At 63.5% G+C, this 18,744-nt stretch carries 17 protein-coding genes and 1 tRNA gene; 13 read left to right on the top strand and 5 right to left on the bottom strand.

The genetic code is table 11. The features are described 5' to 3' along the window. Nucleotides 1-216 precede the first annotated feature (216 nt). The 3 genes from NR187_RS15020 to NR187_RS15010 all read left to right on the top strand — a co-directional run bounded on the left by NR187_RS15020 (nucleotide 217) and on the right by NR187_RS15010 (nucleotide 3,089). Nucleotides 217-1,764, top strand: coding sequence for an acetolactate synthase large subunit (locus tag NR187_RS15020; protein WP_211381706.1), 1,548 nt, complete (start codon nucleotides 217-219; stop codon nucleotides 1,762-1,764). 37 nt (nucleotides 1,765-1,801) lie between these two features. Continuing rightward, on the top strand, nucleotides 1,802-2,320 hold the full coding sequence (locus NR187_RS15015; RefSeq protein WP_211381707.1) for a hypothetical protein: 519 nt from the start codon (nucleotides 1,802-1,804) through the stop codon (nucleotides 2,318-2,320). Nucleotides 2,321-2,390: 70 nt separating this feature from the next. Continuing rightward, nucleotides 2,391-3,089, top strand: a complete 699-nt coding sequence (locus NR187_RS15010) for a peroxiredoxin-like family protein (protein ID WP_211381708.1) — start codon at nucleotides 2,391-2,393, stop codon at nucleotides 3,087-3,089. A 374-nt stretch (nucleotides 3,090-3,463) separates the two neighbouring features. Here the strand turns inward: NR187_RS15010 and NR187_RS15005 are convergent, their stop codons facing one another. Beyond that, entirely contained in the window at nucleotides 3,464-5,002 is a 1,539-nt protein-coding gene (locus NR187_RS15005; RefSeq protein WP_256806943.1) for a heme peroxidase family protein, read from the bottom strand. Nucleotides 5,003-5,197: 195 nt separating this feature from the next. Between NR187_RS15005 and NR187_RS15000 the strand changes: the two genes are divergently transcribed. The 8 genes from NR187_RS15000 (at nucleotide 5,198) to NR187_RS14965 (ending at nucleotide 13,371) form a co-directional block, all read left to right on the top strand. Then, nucleotides 5,198-5,503 carry a hypothetical protein gene (locus NR187_RS15000; protein ID WP_256806942.1) on the top strand — a complete coding sequence of 102 codons (306 nt, stop codon included), beginning with the start codon at nucleotides 5,198-5,200 and terminating at the stop codon, nucleotides 5,501-5,503. A 110-nt stretch (nucleotides 5,504-5,613) separates the two neighbouring features. Continuing rightward, on the top strand, nucleotides 5,614-5,952 hold the full coding sequence (locus NR187_RS14995; RefSeq protein WP_256806941.1) for a hypothetical protein: 339 nt from the start codon (nucleotides 5,614-5,616) through the stop codon (nucleotides 5,950-5,952). 157 nt (nucleotides 5,953-6,109) lie between these two features. Beyond that, on the top strand, nucleotides 6,110-6,634 hold the full coding sequence (locus tag NR187_RS14990) for a hypothetical protein (protein WP_256806940.1): 525 nt from the start codon (nucleotides 6,110-6,112) through the stop codon (nucleotides 6,632-6,634). Between the two features lie 39 nt (nucleotides 6,635-6,673). Beyond that, a complete protein-coding gene (gene greA, locus NR187_RS14985) occupies nucleotides 6,674-7,156 on the top strand; it encodes a transcription elongation factor GreA (RefSeq protein ID WP_211381712.1) in 483 nt (160 codons plus the stop codon). Nucleotides 7,157-7,294: 138 nt separating this feature from the next. After that, on the top strand, nucleotides 7,295-7,972 hold the full coding sequence (locus NR187_RS14980; protein WP_211381713.1) for a hypothetical protein: 678 nt from the start codon (nucleotides 7,295-7,297) through the stop codon (nucleotides 7,970-7,972). Between the two features lie 797 nt (nucleotides 7,973-8,769). Further along, nucleotides 8,770-9,762 carry a class I mannose-6-phosphate isomerase gene (locus tag NR187_RS14975; protein WP_256806939.1) on the top strand — a complete coding sequence of 331 codons (993 nt, stop codon included), beginning with the start codon at nucleotides 8,770-8,772 and terminating at the stop codon, nucleotides 9,760-9,762. Beyond that, nucleotides 9,759-12,041, top strand: coding sequence for a glycosyltransferase family 4 protein (locus NR187_RS14970; protein ID WP_211381715.1), 2,283 nt, complete (start codon nucleotides 9,759-9,761; stop codon nucleotides 12,039-12,041). Before NR187_RS14975 ends, NR187_RS14970 begins: the two co-directional genes overlap by 4 nt. 34 nt (nucleotides 12,042-12,075) lie before the next feature. After that, nucleotides 12,076-13,371: a glycoside hydrolase family 130 protein gene (locus tag NR187_RS14965; RefSeq protein ID WP_256806938.1), complete on the top strand. Its 1,296-nt coding sequence runs from the start codon at nucleotides 12,076-12,078 to the stop codon at nucleotides 13,369-13,371. A gap of 513 nt (nucleotides 13,372-13,884) precedes the next feature. Here the strand turns inward: NR187_RS14965 and NR187_RS14960 are convergent. The 3 genes from NR187_RS14960 to NR187_RS14950 form a co-directional block, all read right to left on the bottom strand. Continuing rightward, nucleotides 13,885-13,959, bottom strand: a tRNA-Val gene (locus NR187_RS14960). 157 nt (nucleotides 13,960-14,116) lie between these two features. After that, on the bottom strand, nucleotides 14,117-15,415 hold the full coding sequence (locus NR187_RS14955) for a hypothetical protein (RefSeq protein ID WP_211381717.1): 1,299 nt from the start codon (nucleotides 15,413-15,415) through the stop codon (nucleotides 14,117-14,119). A gap of 119 nt (nucleotides 15,416-15,534) precedes the next feature. Further along, a complete protein-coding gene (locus tag NR187_RS14950; RefSeq protein ID WP_211381718.1) occupies nucleotides 15,535-16,140 on the bottom strand; it encodes a DUF1134 domain-containing protein in 606 nt (201 codons plus the stop codon). Between the two features lie 139 nt (nucleotides 16,141-16,279). On the opposite strand from NR187_RS14950, the gene NR187_RS14945 reads away from it, so the two are divergent. Next, entirely contained in the window at nucleotides 16,280-16,765 is a 486-nt protein-coding gene (locus NR187_RS14945; RefSeq protein ID WP_256806937.1) for a YHS domain-containing (seleno)protein, read from the top strand. A 13-nt stretch (nucleotides 16,766-16,778) separates the two neighbouring features. Here the strand turns inward: NR187_RS14945 and NR187_RS14940 are convergent, their stop codons facing one another. Continuing rightward, nucleotides 16,779-17,618, bottom strand: a complete 840-nt coding sequence (locus NR187_RS14940; protein WP_256806936.1) for a 3'(2'),5'-bisphosphate nucleotidase CysQ — start codon at nucleotides 17,616-17,618, stop codon at nucleotides 16,779-16,781. Nucleotides 17,619-17,787: 169 nt separating this feature from the next. On the opposite strand from NR187_RS14940, the gene chpT reads away from it, so the two are divergent. Continuing rightward, nucleotides 17,788-18,441: a histidine phosphotransferase ChpT gene (gene chpT / locus NR187_RS14935; protein WP_256806935.1), complete on the top strand. Its 654-nt coding sequence runs from the start codon at nucleotides 17,788-17,790 to the stop codon at nucleotides 18,439-18,441. Nucleotides 18,442-18,744 lie beyond the last annotated feature (303 nt).

The following is an 18,744-nucleotide window of genomic DNA, read 5'->3' as shown; positions in this document are numbered from 1 at the left end:
CGGGCATTTCGCAAGCCACGGCGCCGTGAGGGACGTCATCCTCGGCGATCGGCGTTACCAAATCGGCAACCACGCCGATTGGTCGGAAAGCATTAGCCAAACCTGCGCATCGTCGCGCGGGGCTGGGCCGCGATGCCGCCTATTGCTTTGACGGAACCAGCGAACAATGATTGATCGGACGGATAATTGGACATTGCCGGTTGCGGGAGCTGACGGATGAACGGTGCGGAAAGCCTGGTGCGGACGATGGTCAAGGGCGGGGTGGACGTCTGCTTCACCAACCCGGGTACCTCCGAGATGCATTTTGTCGCAGCGCTCGACCGCGTCCCGGGCATGCGCTGCGTGCTCGGGCTGTTCGAAGGCGTGGTGACGGGCGCTGCCGACGGCTATTTCCGGATGAAGGGCACGCCGGCCTCGACCCTGTTGCATCTCGGTCCCGGCCTCGCCAACGGCCTTGCCAATCTGCACAACGCCAAGAAGGCGAATTCCGGCATCGTCAACATCGTCGGCCAGCATGCGATCTACCATATCGGCTACAACGCGCCGCTGACCTCCGACATCGAGGGCCTTGCCCGGCCGATGTCGTCCTGGGTCCGCACCTCGCCGGACTCCAAATCGATCGCCGCTGACGGCGCCGCGGCGATCGCCGCCGCCAGAAGCGCACCGCCGCAGATCGCGACCCTGATCCTGCCCGCCGACACCGCCTGGAACGAGGCCGACGGCATCGCCGAGGTTCCGGCCGAGCAGCAGCGCGCGAGCTATTCGCCGCAGGCGGTCGAGCAGGCCGCGAAGATCCTGCATGGCGACGGCGAGGGCACGCTGCTGCTGATGACCGGCAGCGCGCTCTCCGAGCAGGGCCTGGCGCTGGCCGAGCGCATCGCGAACAAGACCGGCTGCACCGTGATGGGCCCGACCTTCCGCCCGAAGATGGCGCGCGGCCGCGGCCGCTACTCGATCGACCGCATTCACTACGTGATCGAGAACGCAATTCCGATGCTGGCGAAATTCCGTCACATCGTGCTGGTCGAGTCCGACGACCCCGTAGCGTTCTTCGCCTATCCGAACAAGCCGAGCGTGCTCAGGCCCGAGGGTTGCGACGTGCACCGCATGACCTCCTGGGGCGAGAATTCGGTCGCCGCGCTCGAAGCGCTCGCGGGCGCTGTGAAGGCCAGTGCGAAGGACGTCAAGCCGCAGGCCCTGGCCGATCTGGTCAAGCCGACCGGCGCGCTGACCCACGCCTCGATCGCGCAGGCGATCGCCTACGCGATCCCCGAGAACGCGATCATGGTCGACGAATCCCTCACCACCGGCCGGGCCTTCTTCCCGCCGACGGCGGCCGCCGCCCCGCACGACTGGCTCCAGAACATGGGCGGCTCGATCGGCTTCTCGACGCCGCTCTCGATCGGCGCCGCGATCGCCTGTCCGGACCGCAAGGTGATCACCATGGTCGGCGACGGCAGCGCGATGTACACGATCCAGTCGCTGTGGACGCAGGCGAGAGAGAACCTCAACATCGTCACCATCGTGTTCGCCAACCGCATCTACCAGATCCTGCGCGGCGAGTTCGACAATGTCGGCGCCGGCGAGCCCGGCCAGCGCGCCAACGACATGCTGCGGCTCGACCGTCCGACGCTGGATTTCGTGGCGCTGGCCAAGGGCATGGGCGTGCCCGGCCGCGCCGTCACCAGCGCGGACGAATTCAACAAGGCGCTGGCCGAGGCTGTCGCCGAGCCCGGACCGCGGCTGATCGAAGTCCAGATGTAGGGCACAGCATCAGGAGCGCCGAGGGCCGGGGGGCAAGATGCAGACCGAGCTGAACAAGGTGATCGCGGCGCTCCGGGACTTCTACGCCAACGAGGGTTTCCTGTTCGAGAAGGACCTTGGCGAGCGGGCGATCACGCACCGCTTCGCCGTGCATCTGGAGAAGCAGTTCGCCGGCTGGGCGGTCGACTGCAACTACGACCGGCTCGGCGAGCGCACGCTGCACCTGCCGCACGGCACCATCATCTCGACCGACGATCATCTGGGCAAGTCGATCTATCCCGACGTCGTCGTGCATCAGCGCGAGATCCCGAACAATCTGCTCACCGTGGAGATCCGCAAGGCGAGCAACCACACCGCGCTCGATCACGACCAGCACAAGCTGATGGCGCTGACCGACGCGCATGTCTGGTTCGCCTATTGGATCGGCGTGCTGCTGGTGCTGGACGCGCACAATGTGACGATGTCGGAGGTCTATGTCAGCGGCCTCCTCGATCAGCCGCTGTCGCGCTGGTTCGCAACGCGGCTGGAAGAGATCGGCCTCGGGGCCGCGCATTGAGGCGCGATCTCGTAAGCGTCAGATGTCGAGGTCAAAGCGGAAGTCGCCCCAAATTGCCATGGAGTGAAACATGAGCAATGAAAGTGCTCACAATCGGCCCACCGTCCCTCTCGCAGCTTCCCTTGCCCTGTTCAGCGAAAATCTGATCGCACGGCGAGGTGTCGAACAAGCGAACATCCTGTTCGGGGGCCAGATAGATCCTGCCATTCAGGCTTTGCGCGTGAGAACCAAAGCCGTCGGCGTTGGCGACAAAGCACCGGACTTTTCGATGCCGATGGCTGAGGGCGGAACATGGAGTCTGGCCGAGCATCTTGCCCAGAACAAGTACTCTTCTCTGGTTATGGTCTTTTACCGCGGCACTTGGTGCGGATACTGCAATGTCTACCTCCGTGGGCTGCTTGGAGTTCAATCGCTGTTGTCCGAAGCCAACGCAGCCTTGATAGCGGTGTCTCCGGAGGCCGTCCCGGTTTTTTCTGACAATACCACTTCCGCCGGCTCGATATTTCCGGTCCTGATCGATCAGGGTGGGAAGATAGCCGAACAATTCGGTCTTACCTTCGAAATGGATGATGCCGCAAAAAGCATATTGAAAGGCTCGAACATCGATCTTGAGAAGCGAAATGCCGACGGCAAGTGGATACTTCCCGTACCTGGTACATTCGTGATTGATCGATCCGGGCATATTGTCTATGCGCATGTCGATGCAGACTATCGCAACCGGCCTGAACCGCAGGAGATCATTGCAATTTGCCGGGCGCTACAGCGATAACCGATATCGCACATTGGAAGATCGAGTGTGGCGGCAGGAAAACGTATTCACTTCCGCCTTTGGCCAAGGCCGAACTGTTGGCATGTCGGTCTCAATGTCGCCTTCTGAGAGCAATCCGGACTCGACGAGTTTATGAGGCCACGCCTGTGAGCTGGCTAATCTTTGGCTGACTCGATGCGCGCTAAAGCGCGTTGAGGTTGGGATGAATCGTCATCGCGCTCTAGGTTCTTGTTTGAGCATGATCTTTTCGGAAGACCGCTTCGCACTTTTCCGGATCATGCTCTAGCAGCACGGTCGCCTCTCCCCGTCGCGCGCGATGACAAAGGGCCGCTCGCACGACACGAGCGGCCTTTGCATCATCGTCCGTCACGTGCTCAGTGCAGGGGATCGCCCTGGCCGAGCGCGTAGGCGACGAGGTCCTTCAGTGCGAAGCCGGAGCCGGTCACCGGCGTCCAGTTCGGGTCCTGCGACAGCACGGAGGAATTGTCACCGAACATCATGCCCAGGAAGACTTCGGCGACGATGCGGCCGCCGACCAGCCCGAGTTGCGGCGTCCTGACTCCCGTCGCCGGCGCGCCGGTCGCCGGGACCATCACATCGGTGTGGAAGTTGCGCGCCTCGGCCAGGATGTAGGTCCAGAGCGGGCAGTTGTCGGCAAACACGCCGTTCGCGATGTTCGCGATCTTGACTTGCGGATCGCCCGGTCCCGGCTCGTCGACGGCCTTGCCGATGATGATCTGATCGTCGGTCAGCGGCGTCAGGTTCATCGCCCTGGCGACGGCCTGGCCCGACGGCAGTCCGAGCCGCCAGCCGCGCTCGAGATTGCGCAGCGCCAGTGACGACGGATTGGAGGCGACCTCCGGCGGCAGCTTGCGCAGTGGATCGACCAGCGAGGTATCGATGCGATAGGCGAACTGAAGCCGTCTCTTGTTGTCGGGATTGGTGTCGTCGTCCTCGACGCCGTAGGGGCGCGTGTCCAGATCGATGAAGCGGCTCCAGTCCATGGCGCGTCCCGGTCCCATGGAACGGAAGCCGGTCAGTGCGTTGTGGTCGGGATTGTTGGGATCGGGGAAGATCTGCAGCAGCATGTTGGCCGCGTCGTTCAGCCGGTAGCCGGGACGGATCATGGAGTGCCCGAGCCGGTAGGCCGCGACCGAGAACTCGACCGGCATGAACGGATAGGTCTTCCAATGGTAGTGGGCGAGCTTGCTGCGGTCGTAGTGACCTGCGGTCTTCAGCTGGTCAAGCACGCTGGCGTGGACGATGCGCGGCAGGAAGTCGTTCAGCACCACGTATTGATAGTGGAATCTGACGCGCTTCTGCACGTCTTCGAACGACAGGCTGTCATTGTCGTCGACCATGCGGTTGTGAAAGCGCAGCATCAAGGCCTGGAACTGCGAGACGATGCTGTTCTCGTCGTTGCGGGGATCGCCGATCAGCGCGCGGCCCTTGAAGCGCGGCAGGTCGCTGGCATCCGGTACGCCCGCGCCGGTGACCTTCTCGCCGAGGCGGAACTTGATACCGTCATACATGTACGGCTGATCGTTCGGGCCACGGCCGTAGAGATTGTCCAGGTCGAGCGACGGCGTGCGGAAGTCGACGAGCCCGTCGGGGTCCTGCAGCTTGGTCAGCGAGCTGACCGGATCGAAGGTGATGTCGTGGTCGATGAACTGGCCGAAATAGGTGTAGAGCGCGGGAATGCCGCTCTCTTCCGCATCCGGCCCGTCCTTCGGTCCGTCGAAGTCGGCGACCATCTTGTCGGCCAGCGCCGACAGGTTCGCGACATTGTCGGAATCGTTCGGGCCGAATTTGGCCGGTGCGAGCTTGCGGAACATGCGTCCGAAGCGGCCTTGCGAAAGCGACGAACGCGTTGCGTTCAGACCGCGCGGAACAACTGCGTGGCGGCTGGTCATTGAAACACCTCCCTGAAAAGTCACGGTGGAACAAATAAAGCTAAAGTTGTTTTCAACATAATATGCATGTCAGGCTAGATCAGGCGTTTGGACGCCACAAGCCGCCACTTCACACGTTGCGCGGCATCGATGCTGTTCCGGGAGCAAGCGCGATGGACAAGCTGCGGCTGCGCTTTGCAAATTCTTCCCGGAACGATGGCGGATAACATTCTCGTCATCGAAAGACGCAAGCGGCTTCGCGCAGTGTCAATTCGCGGGATCGTCGGCGAGACGGATCGTCTTCACGTCGAGATTGTAGCGACGCGCGCGTCGTGCGCGCACGCCGCGACGTCGTCGGTCGTTGCGCTGCTGCGCGAACGTACAGCGCAGGCGATGATATCGATCGTTCGAAGGATGCGCCTGCGCGGCCGGGGATGCTACGGCGAGCAGGGCCGCGAGCGATGGAATGCCTTGCGTTCGCGACGAGGCACATCGTGCCGCAGCGAGCGGCCGGCTATGTGATCTCGGCCACAGTTTGCGATGGGGTTCCGGCCTATCGTGAGCAGACTTGCATGCGTCTCCCCGGGAGAACTACGCTTGCCACATTCCGATCAGGTATTTTGGAGGTTCTGATGCATAGGTCATACTTGCTGGCTGCGACAGCAGCGCTGGCGCTTCTCACGCAAACACCGCTCGCGTTGGCCCAGGGCGCGCCTGCTGCCGCCGGCACCGCGGCGCCTGCGGCGACAACGACTGCGCCGGCAGCGACGACGACGGCGCCCGGCGCAGCCACCGACAGCTCCAGCCAGCCGAGCGATTCCAAGAAGAGCGCGTTGAAGAAGTCCGCGAAGAAGAAGATGACGCGGCAGCAGGAGATCGATCATTCGGTCGACAGCGGCACCGTGCCCGCGCGCTACCGCAGTTCGGTGCCCAAGCAGTATCAGCAATACATTCCGTTCGATAAGCAGTGACGATCGCGCGGCGGCGCGAGGCGATCAGCCTTTGCGCCGCCGATGTCCTCGAAGGACGGCCCTGGAATGGGATCTTGGCCCTGCCGATTCCGGCCCCACATCCCCGGTGGCGGTCTGCGAGAGCGGTGCTAGATTAGGCCAAAGCCCGGGGGGAGCAATGAGTGACGACGTGAAGGATGCTGGCCTTGTGGCCATGATCAGCAGCATCCTGGGAGGCAACAAGCGCTCAGCAGACAGTATCGTACCGCCGCCGCTCACCGAGGTTCCCCCGACCGCGCCGACGAACGGGTTTGAGCTGGTCGAGCCGCCCACCCCCGATGCTGCGCCGGCCAAGGCCGAGAACAGGCCCGAGAACAAGGCCGAGATCAAGCCCGAGAAAGCGGCCGAAACCGTGCCGGCAGTCACAAGGCCGGTCGAGCCGCCGGTGAAGATCGCCACGACGCCGGACGGCAGGCAATTGCTGCCTGCGGAAGCGATTGCCGATCTCGTGCTCGGCGAGCTGCGCAAACTGGAGGATTTTCCGGCGACCGGCGCCTCAGTCACGGTCTACGGCTACCGGCACTGGAACGCGATGATCACCTTCGCGCCGTTCTCGACGACGTTCCAGAATGCGACGCGGTTCCGCCAAGCCATGCCGGACCTCGTCTTCAAGCTGCGCCGTTTCGTCGAACTTGAGATATAATTTGGCAAATCGTCCAAAACAGTTCGACAGGATTTTGCATTGAGCGTCGCCTTTACCAAGGAAGAGAGCGCCGAAACCGCGGCAGAGACGCTGCTGCCGGATCGCCCGATCTCGCCGCATCCCAACCTCGTGACGGAAGCAGGCTTGCAGGCGTTGCAGAGACAGCTCGACGAAGCGCGCGAGGCCTATGAAGCCGCGCAAGCCATCGAGGACGTCAACGAGAGGCGCCGGCAGTCGGCGGTGCCGTTGCGGGACGCCCGCTATCTCACCGAACGGCTGCGCACGGCGCAGGTCGTTCCTCATCCGGCCTCGACCGATATCGTCGCCTTCGGCAGCACGGTGACCTTCAGCCGCCCTGACGGCCGCGTGCAGACCTATCGCATCGTCGGCGAGGACGAAGCCGACCCCAAGGCAGGCTCGATCTCGTTCGTCGCGCCGGTCGCGAAGTCGCTGATGGGGAAGGCGGTCGGAGACGTCGTTGGGGCGGGCACGCAGGAGATCGAGATTCTGTCGATCGCATGAGGGGCGCGCAGGGCGAGGCGAGGATTGCTATCGACAGGGGCGATCTCATTCGCCTAAACCATGGGCCATGCGTTTCAATTGTCTTGTCCTGATATCGATGGTCTCCGCCGTGTCCGCGCAACAAAGCCCGATGGTTGGATGAGACGGTTTCTCTCGGGAGCGTTGCCGTTTTATGCGCTGGCTGGGTTGGCCATGTGCATGTACCTCGTCCTGTACAGGACTGATCTCTTCGACTTGAACGCCATCGTCCAGGATGCGACCGGTTCACCGTGGTTTCCGGTCTTCATATTCGTCTGCGTGCTCCTGGAGTCCGTCTTCCCGTATTTCGGCTATTTCCCCGGAACCGCACTCATCCTGATGTCCGTGGCGCTCAATCCGAAGCCCGCGGATGTCTCCGTTTTCGTCGTGGCGTGGCTCGCCATCATCGTGGGCGCCGTCTTGAGTTACGGACAGGCTCGTTTTTTCAGACCGTTGTTGCAGCGGGTTGCCTCAAAGGCGGCACTGAACCGGTGTGAGTCGCTTCTCGACGCCTACGGTCCTTACGCGCGCGTCGCCTTGTTCGTTCATCCCAACGCTTGCGCGATGTATTTCACGGCACTCGGACTTCTCGGCCGGAACCTGACGCGAGAGCTCGCCTATCTCAGCGTGGGCGCAGCGGCCTCCGTGGGCATTCTGTTCGTCGTCGTGACCAGACTCGTGTCGTCCATCGGCACGACCGACGATGGGGAATTGCAGGTGCTGCTGGCGGCAGCGCTGGTCGCCATCGGGACCCTCGTCGGCCTCTACGCAGCCTTGCGGCCGGCTCGGGCCGCATGAAGCCTGAACAAGCGAGCAGAGCGCCGTACTCGCGGATGGTTCCTCTTGATGGCGAGACCGCAGCAGGCCCCATCCTGGCGGATTTGGGAATAAGTCTGCAAATTTCTCGCTATTCGGCCAGAAGTGGTTATACCTGAGGCATCACCGCGCGCCCCTGGCAGTCTATCGGTGACTGAGAGCGTTGCGCTCCCGCCCAAGCTAAGGAGGCGGTCAGGTGTCAAATCCAGCCAAATTCGATTTGCGTGAGTGGGGCGTGCCTCCGACGCTGCTGCTGGTCGTTTTCGTGCTGCTCATCGCGGCCGCGTTTATCTTTTAACGTCGGCCCTTCTGCGGTCCGGACCGCGCAACAAACCCGCCAGGAGGTCGCAATGGCCAACAAAGCAACGATCAGGAATGCGTATGGAATGCCGGCCGTGTTCGCTGGATCGAAAACGGGAAGTGATGACGCGGCTTTCGTCTTTGTCAGGGTGGGAGATGAGGAGCGCCGTATGCGATGGGCCGAATGGGATTCGCTCCCGGCATGGACTGGGCCTCGTCCTTCCTGGGGACCGAAATCCAGCACTCCGACATCCATCATCGACTGAGACATTGCGGAAGCCAGGTACGACTTGGCCCCTGGATACGCTGGCGGCACGTCGTGGAGCAAATGAGACGAACGCTGCTGTTGCGAAGTGGAGCGAGTAAAGCGCCCTCCGGGAGGTTGTAATCGCGTGCCGGAGTAGCCACCTGAGGAGCTCAGCATCCGACGCCTTGGGCGCCTGCCCGGATTCGCGACGCCTTAGCCACGCCAAATCCTATTGACGAAATCGGTCAACGGCACGTCGCCCCGACGTGTGCGTCACGGGTCAGGATCACCTATGCCTACCGAACATGCCAGCGTGCGGGTCGTCCACAAGCCCTGGGGCGTCGGCGATCTCAAACCCTGGAGCAATATTGACGGGTCTGGCGGTGCCGTCGGCGAGCTGTGGTTCGAGCGATCCGACGAGAGCGCACCCACCCCCGCCTTGCTGCTCAAGCTGCTGTTCACCAGTCAACCGTTATCCATCCAGGTTCATCCAGATGACACGTTCGCGCGCGCAATGGGGATGCCGAACGGCAAGAGCGAGGCATGGTACATCCTCTCGGCCCAGCCCGACGCGCAGATCGGCGCTGGATTGAAACATCAGGTAACGGCGCAGCAGTTGCGTGCATCGATCCAGGACGGCTCGATCGCCGAACTCGTTCACTGGCGATCGGTTGCCGCAGGTGATGTCATCTACATCCCGGCCGGCACCATCCACGCCATCGGAGCCGGCATCGTGCTCGCGGAAATTCAGCAACGCAGCGACACGACATTCCGCCTGTTCGACTATGGTCGGCAGCGTGAATTGCACGAGGACAACGCCGTCGCCGTTGCCCATCCGTGGCCGCTTCGAACGCTTGGCAATTCGGCGGCCGTTACCGCCAACCGGACGCTTCTCGTCGCGAGCAAGCATTTCGTTCTCGAACGCATTGAACTTCCCGGAGGTTCGAACTGGGCGCTGCTTGCCGAACCGGAGACCTGGATGCTCATTCTCGAGGGCCACGCCGCAGTCGGTCTGGCCCCGGCATCCGTCGGGGAAGCCATCTTCATCGGTGGCGGCCGCAACAGCATCGAGGTTGGCGACAATGGATTGAGCGCGCTGATCGCGTATCCCGCCAGCCGCCCGGTCGATTTGCTGTTGCAGAGTCTCGACCAGCCCGGCAAGCATGCCCGTCCGGTCGCGCATTCAGTTCCGCAATTCGCAGGCCTCGCCGAGGCGCGAACGTGAGCCCGCTTCGGCGCATCGCAGTCATCGGCAATTCGCTCCCTCGCCGTTGTGGCATCGCGACGTTCACGACCGATCTGGAAAGGGCGATTTCGAATTCGCGGCCGGACCTGGAGGTCAGCATCGTTACAATGAACGACCACGGACAGGCCTACGATTATCCCGCTTCCGTCGCCCTGCAGATCAAGGATGACGCCATCGAAGACTATGTCCGTGCCGCGGCATTCCTGAATGCGGGCCGATTCGACGTCGTTTGCCTGCAACATGAATTCGGGATCTTCGGCGGTGAGGCCGGCGCTCACATCCTGGAGCTGCTTTCGGGCCTCAGCATGCCTGTCGTCACGACGCTGCACACGGTGCTGGCCAAGCCGACCGCCGCGCAGCGTGCGGTCATGGAGCGCCTCGTCGAGGCGTCTTCCAGGATCATCGTGATGGCGAACAAGGGACGCGAGATGTTGCGCAGCGTCTATCGCGTGCCGGACGACAAGATCGAGGTGATTGCCCACGGCATTCCCGATTTTCCGTTTGTCGAGCCCGACGCGGCCAAGGCCAAGCTCGGATTCAGCGGGCGTTCCGTCATCCTGACCTTCGGGCTGCTGTCCCCCAGCAAGGGCATCGAGGTCATGATCGACGCGATGCCTCTGATCCTGGAACGTCGCCCGGACGCGGTCTATGTCGTGCTCGGCGCGACGCATCCCAATCTGGTGCGCGACCAGGGCGAGGCCTATCGCGAGAGTCTGATGACGCGCGTGCGCGAGCTTGGCATCGACGACCACGTCGTATTCCTCGACCAATTCGTCGATCAGGCGACGTTGCTGGAATTCATTTCCATGAGCGACGTCTACGTTACGCCCTATCTCAACGAAGCGCAGATGACGTCGGGGACGCTCGCCTACAGCTTCGGATTGGGCAAGCCGGTCGTTTCGACTCCGTATTGGCATGCGCTCGAGTTGCTGGATGACGGCCGTGGCGTGATCGTTCCCTTCGGCAACGCGGTCGCAGTCGGCAAGGAAATCGCGCAATTGCTCACCAATGCCCCTCGCCGGCAGGCGATGCGCGAGCGCGCCTACGCCATCAGCCGATCGATGACGTGGGAGCGCACGGCCGAGCGTTACATGGTCGCGTTCGAAAATGCACGTCATGGAGACTGGCTCAAGGTGGTGGCGCGTACCGGGCCGGTCGCGGTCGCCCACAGTCCGGCGGCATCTGATATGCAACTGGATCATTTTCTCTCGATGTGCGACGACACCGGCCTGTTCCAGCACGCCGTGCATTCTGTGCCGAACCGGGATCACGGCTATTGCGTGGATGACAATGCCCGTGCCTTGCTGCTGGCGTGCGCCCTCAACAATCCCGGCGAAACGCGCCTGTCCGAAGTGTTGACGGCCCGTTTCGCCGCGTTCGTTCAGCATGCGTGGAATCCCGACACCAGACGGTTTCGCAATTTCATGGGTTTCAATCGAAGCTGGCTCGAAGACCGTGGCTCCGAGGACAGCCATGGGCGAACATTGTGGGCACTGGGTGAGTGCGCACGCAGGGACGCAAGCCCGTCGCGACGCCGATGGGCCGCCGGCTTGTTTGCCGAGGCACTGCCTGTCGTCGAGACCTTTGGTTCGCCCCGCGCGTTGGCCTTCACCCTGCTGGGTCTGGACGGCTATTGCGCCGCTGTTCGCGATGATGCGCGCGCCCGCGCAATCCGGCTTGCTCTGGCCGACAGGTTGATGGCGAGTCTCGCGTCGGTCGAGACGCCGGACTGGACGTGGTTCGAGGAAGGCCTGGCGTACGACAACGCGCGTCTGTCGCAAGCCCTGATCCTCACGGGGATGGCCACGGAAGCACGGGATTACCTCGCCGCCGGATTGCGATCCTTGCGTTGGCTGATGACGCAGCAAACGGCTTCCACCGGGCATTTTCGCCCCATCGGCACTGACGGCTTCGGTGAGTTGCGCCGGGCGCCTCGCCCGTTCGACCAGCAGCCGGTGGAGGCCGCGGCGACGATCGCAGCCTGCCTGACCGCCTGGCGCGCGGAAGGTCATGCCGAATGGAAGGCGATCGCAACCAACGTTTTCGCCTGGTTTCTTGGCCGGAACGATTTGTCGATCGCGCTCGTGGATCCCGAGACCGGCAGTTGCCGGGATGGATTGCATCCCGACCGTGCCAACGAAAACCGCGGCGGCGAATCCGTCGTGTCTTACCTGCTCAGTCTTGCGGATATTCGTCAGCTTGCGCGCGTCAATGTCAGCGTGACGCCGTCGGCGGCGCTTCGCGTCATCGGCGTCTGAGTTCGGTTGACCTCTCCAAAGATCCGAGGACATCTTGTCGCAAGCCAGTTTCCTGCATCGGCAAGCGCTCCATCTGCGCCCCGACCCTACGCGCGTGATCGTTCGGCCGTTCAAGCCGGCAACTGAGCCGCGCGATCTCAACCCGACCGACAAGACGCGCGCCAATCACATCGTCGAACGCGTTTTGGCCCTTGACCCCGAAGTCACCGCCAGCCTGTTGGCGGACGTCTTGGCGAACTTTCAGGGCCGGCATCGCAACCTGCTGGAGACGTTCGAATTCCGCGCCGAGGAGATGGAACGGGCGCTGGCGGCTCACGGCGCTTTTTCGAGCGTCCAGCGCCAGTTGATCGGAGCCTATTTCCTCAACGAATATTCGTTCGAGGCGTCCGCCCTGTTCAATCCCAGCATCGTGCCGCATCCCGACCAGTCGGGCGCGCCGAAAGGCGGCTTGCGCTTCGTTCTCAGTCTCCGGGCCGTCGGCGAGGGGCACGTATCCTCGCTGACATTTCGCACCGGCACGATCGCAGCCGATGGCAGCCTGGCGGTCGATCCGACCGCGCGACTGGCCTCCAGTCCCCGCATCGGGAGCCGCGTACCCGGGCCGTCAGGCGAAACGGTTGAAATTACGTTCAAGGAAGAACAGGACATCAGCGAACGGGTGATTTTTCCGGTTACGGAGTCACAGTCCCAAGGCATCGAAGACGCCCGCTTCGTCCAATTCAGCGATGAGGATCGCAAGACGTATTACGCGACGTTCACCGCGTATACGGGCAGAGCGATACGGTCGGAGTTGATCGAAACGCGCGACTTCCTGTCATTTCGAATGACGCCGCTGCAGGGGACCGCCGCCCACAACAAGGGCATGGCGCTGTTCCCGCGCAAGATTGACGGCAAATACGCGATGATCGCGCGGCAGGACAACGAGAACCTTTACTTGATCTATTCGGACGATCTGCACCAATGGGACGGCGGTCAAGCCATCCTGAAGCCGCGGTTTCCGTGGGAGTTCGTGCAGATCGGAAACTGCGGTTCGCCGATCGAGCTCGATGAAGGCTGGCTGTTGCTCACGCACGGTGTCGGCCCCGTTCGAAAATATTCAATCGGCGCCGCCCTGCTCGACAAGAAGGACCCATCCAGGGTGCTGGGTCGTGCGAGCGAACCTTTGCTGCATCCGGAGCCGTCCGAGCGCGAGGGCTACGTTCCCAACGTGGTCTATACCTGTGGGGCGATGCGGCATCATGATCAGATTATTTTGCCCTATGCCGTCTCCGACACCTATTCCAACTTTGCGACGATCAAGATCGCGGCCCTGCTGCAAGCAATGTCCTGATTGCGCGGAAATCCACGTCTTGGGAGAGGCGGCCTGAGCGGCATCCGGAAGGGTCCATCAATGAAATTGAGGCCCTTGCGCAGCTTCCCGCCTCACGCCGTCGGGCATGGTCACCTCCCTCGACCGTGATGACCTGACTTGCCTCAGGCGTGGCCGAACACCGCATTCTCGCGAATAGATACAGACAGCGCGCCCTAAACCTGCTTCGCTGCTCGATTAGCGTCTTCGGAATATATTAGCGATCAGCCCGGTCTCGTGCCGGGCTTTTCGTCGAATCGCCTGGTTCCATTCGCGAGAGCCACCACGCCCGGGGATGATGCCATCCTGGCCCCTGTCTTGCCCGACGCGTCAAATCGAATTCGGAAAAGCGTAACTTATTGTTTCCGCTCGCCTCGGCTACTGTGCATGGGGTTGTTTTCGACAATTTTGACGGGACGGGTCTCGACTGCCGCGAGGCGTCGATCTTTGTCCGCAACGGGATGGTTCAGGAAGGCTGGCGGGGGGTGGGATGAATGGTGGGCGCACAAGGGATCGAACCTTGGACCTCTCCCGTGTGAAGGGAACGCTCTCCCGCTGAGCTATGCGCCCGGGACCATCATGCAGGCGGCCGGACTTTCGGCCGGCCGGCGCATTGGAGCCCGCGATTTAGAAGTGCGGGCCAAAGGTGTCAAGTTTCCAGGCGCCCCGCGGCCCGAAAACCTTCCGGAGTTCACGCAATCCGGCGACGGGACCGCTTTGGGGCCGTTTACGCGCCCTGCTGACGGGCGCGGGAGGCGTGGGCCTGGAGTGCGCGGATGCGCTCGGCGAGCGTTCCGCCGCCTTCGGGCAGGGTGCCTGCGGCCGCGCCGTTGGTCGCAGCGTCGTTGGCCGGGCGCGGCGCCGGTCTCGGGGGCTGGCCGGCCTCGGCCGCGAGCAGGGCCTCGATCGGCGAGTTCGGGCCTTCGAGCTGCATCGCGAGCTTGGCCACCTCGGCGGCGATGTCGTTGATGCGCTCGCGCAGCAGCGCGTTCTCCATCCGCTCGGTCGCCCAGGAGCTTTCCGCCTGCTGCTGGATCGCGTTGAGGTCGCGCTGGAGTTTTGCCCGCTCGTCGCGCGCGCTGCGCAGTTGCTCCTCCAGCGCGGTCTTTTCCGCGCGGATCTGCTCCATGGCGGCCGACGACTTGCCGCCGCTCAGGGCTGCGATCTCGACGCGCAGCTCCTTGACGGTGCGCTCGTTGCCCTCGTTGGCCTGGCGGAGCTGGTTGTTCTCATAGTCGCGCTCGGCAAGCAGCTTGCCCTGGGTGGCGAGGCGGCCTTCGAGATCGCTGACGCGGCCCGACAGCATCTCGGCTTCCTTCACCTGCAGCATGAGCTGGCGATCGAGCTCGGTGACGCGCTGGCTCAGATTCTCGACGCGGCCGCGCGCGTCGCCGAGCTCGCGCGAGGCGGTCTCGGATTCGGTGCGCTCCTGCGTCAGCCGGGCCTGCGTCGTGGCAAATTCCTTCTCGGCATCGCCGACGCGGTTCTTCAGCTCTTCGATCTGCGCGCGTACAGCCAACAGCTCGACCTGGCGGCTCTCCGCCATCATCGAGCGGTCGGACAGTTCGGAATTGATCTTTGCCAGCTCGCCCTGCTTGTCGCTCAGCGCAATCTCGGCCTCGCGCAAGGATGCGGTCTTGGCGTTGAATTCCTCTTCGGTGGCGCGCAGCTGCTCCTTCACCGCCTTCTCGCGCGCCTCGAGTGCGAAGATCGTGGCGTTCTTCTCGCCGAGCTCGATCTTCATGCGGTTGATGGCGTCGCTCTTCTTGCCGAGTTCGGCGAGCTGGCTCGTGGTCTTGTTCTTGAGCTGGTCGACGCTCATCTCGAGCCGCCGCGCCGACATGGCGAATTCGGCGCGGAGCTGGTCCTTGTCGGCCTGGATCTCGGCCATCGACAGCGGCGTGGCGGCCTCGAGCCGGCGCGTGGTCAGGCGTACCGCGCGGTTGTGCACCAGCGGCACGATGGCAAGCCCGCACAGCATCGAGAGCAGGAAACCGATCGCCAGGTACATGATCGGTTCGACCATGGGCCAGAACTCCAAAGCTAAGGAAAAATTTACCAACGACATTGCATGCGGGGCCGGCAAAAAGCCAGCCCCGACACGTCGTTAACCTTGATCCGTCGCCTGAGGGGAAAGCGGGGACGCTAGAACGGGTTCCAGGTCGCGCGCGGGGTGAATTTCAAATAGCCGATATTGGCTCCCAGCCGCAGGCCGAGTCCCGAGCGGATCGGCACCAGCACGATGTTGTTGGCGGTGAGCGCCGTCATGCCGAAGCCGCCGATGATGTAGGCCGAGCCGTCGAGGCCGGCGAAGCGCTGGTAGATCGCGTTGGTGGCGGGCAGGTTGTAGACCAGCGTCATCGTGCGCGCGCCGTCGCCGCCCCAGTCGAAGCCGAGCGAGGGGCCCTGCCAGTAGACGCGCAGGTCGCCGGCGTTCTTGGTGTAGAGCGTGCCTTCGCCGTAGCGCAGGCCGGCGACGAAGGCACCGGACCCTTCCTCACCCAGGATGTAGCCGTTGGGCAGGCCCCATTGGCTGACCGCCTTCTCGATGATCGAGGCGAGGCCGCGCGAGACGTTGCCGAAGAAGCGGTGGCCGGCGGTGACGAGCTCGTCCGGCCCATAGGTGCCGGGCGTCGGGGTCCGCTGCGGCGGCGGCAGATCGGGCGGCGGCGCCTGCTGGGCGGAGGCCGGCACGATCCAGCCGACCATCGCGGCAAGCGCGAGCGCAGCAAGGCGTGATGCGAAAGTCATAAAAGAACCCCTGGTATCGAATCCGGTCGCTTCCTTAACCTGACGCCAACAGGCGCGGCTCTAGGTTGCGCCGGATGTCCCCTCGACTCGGATGTTATCCGCAGCAACTATGACGGCACAACGGCAGGAAGATAGCCCATTGCGCCCCGGAATTGCCTTGATCGGGCGCCTGGTCTGCCTTCTGGCGGGCATTTGGATCGCCTCTTGGGGATTGTCGGCACAGGCCGCCACCACCGAGCGGATCGTCGTCAATCGTTTCAGCGGCGTGGCCATCGAGGGCTTCGACCCCGTGGCCTATTTCGTCGACGGCGCGGCCGTGCAAGGGACGGCCGAGTTCGAGGCGAATCTCTGGGGCGCGGTCTGGCGCTTCCGCAACGAGGGCAACCGGGCCGAGTTCCTGGCCCATCCCGAAATCTACGGGCCGCAGTTCGGCGGCTACGATCCGGCCGACATCGCCCGGGGCGTTGCCATCGCCGCCAATCCCCGCTTCTACGTGATCTCGGCTCAGCGGCTCTATCTGTTCAGCCGGGAAGCCAATCGCGACGCCTTCGCCGCCGATCCGGAACGCTTCCTCTACGAGGTGGGCAAGCGCTGGCCCGCAATCCAGGACCAGCTCGGTCAGTAGCGGTTTTACAACCTCAGAGGCCTGCTCGGAGTTTTGCCGCCTGCGAGTCGCCCCAGGCGATGAACTCCGGGATGATGAAGCCGCCATCGTGCCGCTCACCGAAGCGGAGCTCGCCGCCCCTGCCGTCGGTCACCCGGCCGCCGGCCGCGGTCACGACCGCGCAGCCGGCCCCGACGTCCCATTCACAGGTCGGCCCGAAGCGGGGATAGATGTCGGCACTGCCTTCCGCGATCCGGCCGAATTTCACGGCCGAGCCGGCCGTCCGTCTGACGGCATTGGGCCTGCTATCGATGAATGCCTCGCTTTTGGGATCGCCGTGGGAGCGGCTCACCGTCGCGATCCAGGGCTCGCCCTGTGCCGGCAATTTGCGGGTATGGATCGGCACGGCAGCGCCGATGGTCGTGCCCTCAAAGCTCACACGCTCGGCGCCACGGCCGACGATGCCGCGCCAGAGCAGCCCGAGCGCGGGCGCGGACACGATGCCCAGCAGCGGCACGCCTGACGTTACCAGGGCAAGGTTGACGGTGAACTCGTCGCGACCGGCGACGAACTCCTTGGTGCCGTCGAGCGGGTCGATCAGGAAGAAGCTGCCCTGAAACGGCGGCGAGGCGAGCTGGGTCCGCTCCTCCGACAGCGTCGGCACGTCGCCCGCAAGCTGCGCCAGGCCCTCGGCGATGATGCGGTCGGCGGCAAGATCGGCCTCGGTCACCGGCGAGCCGTCCTGCTTGCCTTCGACCCGCATCGCCGCGCGGTTGACGCTGAGGATCGCTTCGCCCGCCCTCACCACCAGCGTGGTCAGCGGCTCCATCAGGCCGGATGCGGCCGCCCTGTCGATGATCCGCTTCACCTGCATGCCTCATTCATCGGCAATTCCGTTCCCTCGACTGATTCGCCGGTGGCTTTAGGGCCGCCTCGACCCTATCGCAAGCTAGCTGCCGCGGGCTTGCGAATGTTAGAACCCGCGGCATCGCCAAGCTTGCGTGATTCGCCGCGTCCGTGCCGTGCAATACCAGGAAACCTTTATGTCTGACGCCTCGTCACCCGGTACCGCTACTGCTCCCGATATGCTCGAACTCGCAGCGCTGCTGTGCTCGCGGGTTTGTCACGATCTCATCAGCCCTGTCGGCGCCATCGTCAACGGGCTCGAAGTGCTCGACGACGATCCCAAGCCCGACGATCGCGAGTTCGCGCTCGACCTGATCCGCAAGAGCGCCAAGACCGCGTCCGCCCGTCTCCAGTTCTGCCGGCTTGCGTTCGGTGCCGCCGGGTCTTCCGGAGCCCAGATCGATCTCGGCGACGCCCAGACCATGGCGCGCGGCCACATCGAGGACGGCAAGTGCTCGATCACCTGGAATCTGCCGCGGCTTCTGCTGCCGAAGAATCGCGTCAAGCTGCTGCTCAACATGCTGGTTGTTTCCCAGCACACGATCCCGCGCGGCGGCATGCTGACGATCGATCCGATCAGCGAGGGCGAGACGATGAGCTTCCGCATCACCGCGACCGGGCATAATGCGCGCCTGCCGCAGAACATTTCCGAGCTCCTGAGCGGCGAGCGCGGCCCTGCCGCGGACGCGCACGCGATCCAGCCTTATTACACCCGGCTGCTGGCGCAGGCCTGCGGGCTCACCGTGACGCTCAAGCTGGAGGGCGAAGCCATCATCATTACGGCTTCGTAAACGGGCGGCGTCATCCGCAAGGATTAATCGAATCTTTACGAGGCGCTTCGGCTTGTCCGGAGCGCCTTATCTCTTTGTTGGTTCCGTTCTTTTGCACATACTCAACCATTATTAAACGCTTTGCGGTGAAGCTGGCCACATTCCGAATTGGCGCATCACGTCTCGTGCGTGCCCTCCCTGTATGAAGGCCTGTTTTCATGGATGATCTGTTGCGGGAGTTTCTGACGGAGACCAGCGAGAGCCTGGACACCGTGGACAACCAGCTGGTGAAGTTCGAGCAGGAGCCGAACAACGCCAAGATCC

The organism is Bradyrhizobium sp. Bra64 (assembly GCF_024519875.1).
GTDB classification, from domain to species: Bacteria; Pseudomonadota; Alphaproteobacteria; order Rhizobiales; family Xanthobacteraceae; genus Bradyrhizobium; species Bradyrhizobium japonicum_G.
This window is presented reverse-complemented; position numbering and strand designations above follow the sequence as displayed.

Bases quoted from the DNA above. Each gene is read 5' to 3' on its own strand.
- NR187_RS15020 (WP_211381706.1), top strand. From the start codon at position 217: ATGAACGGTGCGGAAAGCCTGGTGCGGACGATGGTCAAGGGCGGGGTG.
- NR187_RS15015 (WP_211381707.1), top strand. From the start codon at position 1,802: ATGCAGACCGAGCTGAACAAGGTGATCGCGGCGCTCCGGGACTTCTAC.
- NR187_RS15010 (WP_211381708.1), top strand. From the start codon at position 2,391: ATGAGCAATGAAAGTGCTCACAATCGGCCCACCGTCCCTCTCGCAGCT.
- NR187_RS15005 (WP_256806943.1), bottom strand. From the start codon at position 5,002: ATGACCAGCCGCCACGCAGTTGTTCCGCGCGGTCTGAACGCAACGCGT.
- NR187_RS15000 (WP_256806942.1), top strand. From the start codon at position 5,198: ATGGCGGATAACATTCTCGTCATCGAAAGACGCAAGCGGCTTCGCGCA.
- NR187_RS14995 (WP_256806941.1), top strand. From the start codon at position 5,614: ATGCATAGGTCATACTTGCTGGCTGCGACAGCAGCGCTGGCGCTTCTC.
- NR187_RS14990 (WP_256806940.1), top strand. From the start codon at position 6,110: ATGAGTGACGACGTGAAGGATGCTGGCCTTGTGGCCATGATCAGCAGC.
- NR187_RS14980 (WP_211381713.1), top strand. From the start codon at position 7,295: ATGAGACGGTTTCTCTCGGGAGCGTTGCCGTTTTATGCGCTGGCTGGG.
- NR187_RS14955 (WP_211381717.1), bottom strand. From the start codon at position 15,415: ATGGTCGAACCGATCATGTACCTGGCGATCGGTTTCCTGCTCTCGATG.
- NR187_RS14950 (WP_211381718.1), bottom strand. From the start codon at position 16,140: ATGACTTTCGCATCACGCCTTGCTGCGCTCGCGCTTGCCGCGATGGTC.
- NR187_RS14940 (WP_256806936.1), bottom strand. From the start codon at position 17,618: ATGCAGGTGAAGCGGATCATCGACAGGGCGGCCGCATCCGGCCTGATG.
- chpT (WP_256806935.1), top strand. From the start codon at position 17,788: ATGTCTGACGCCTCGTCACCCGGTACCGCTACTGCTCCCGATATGCTC.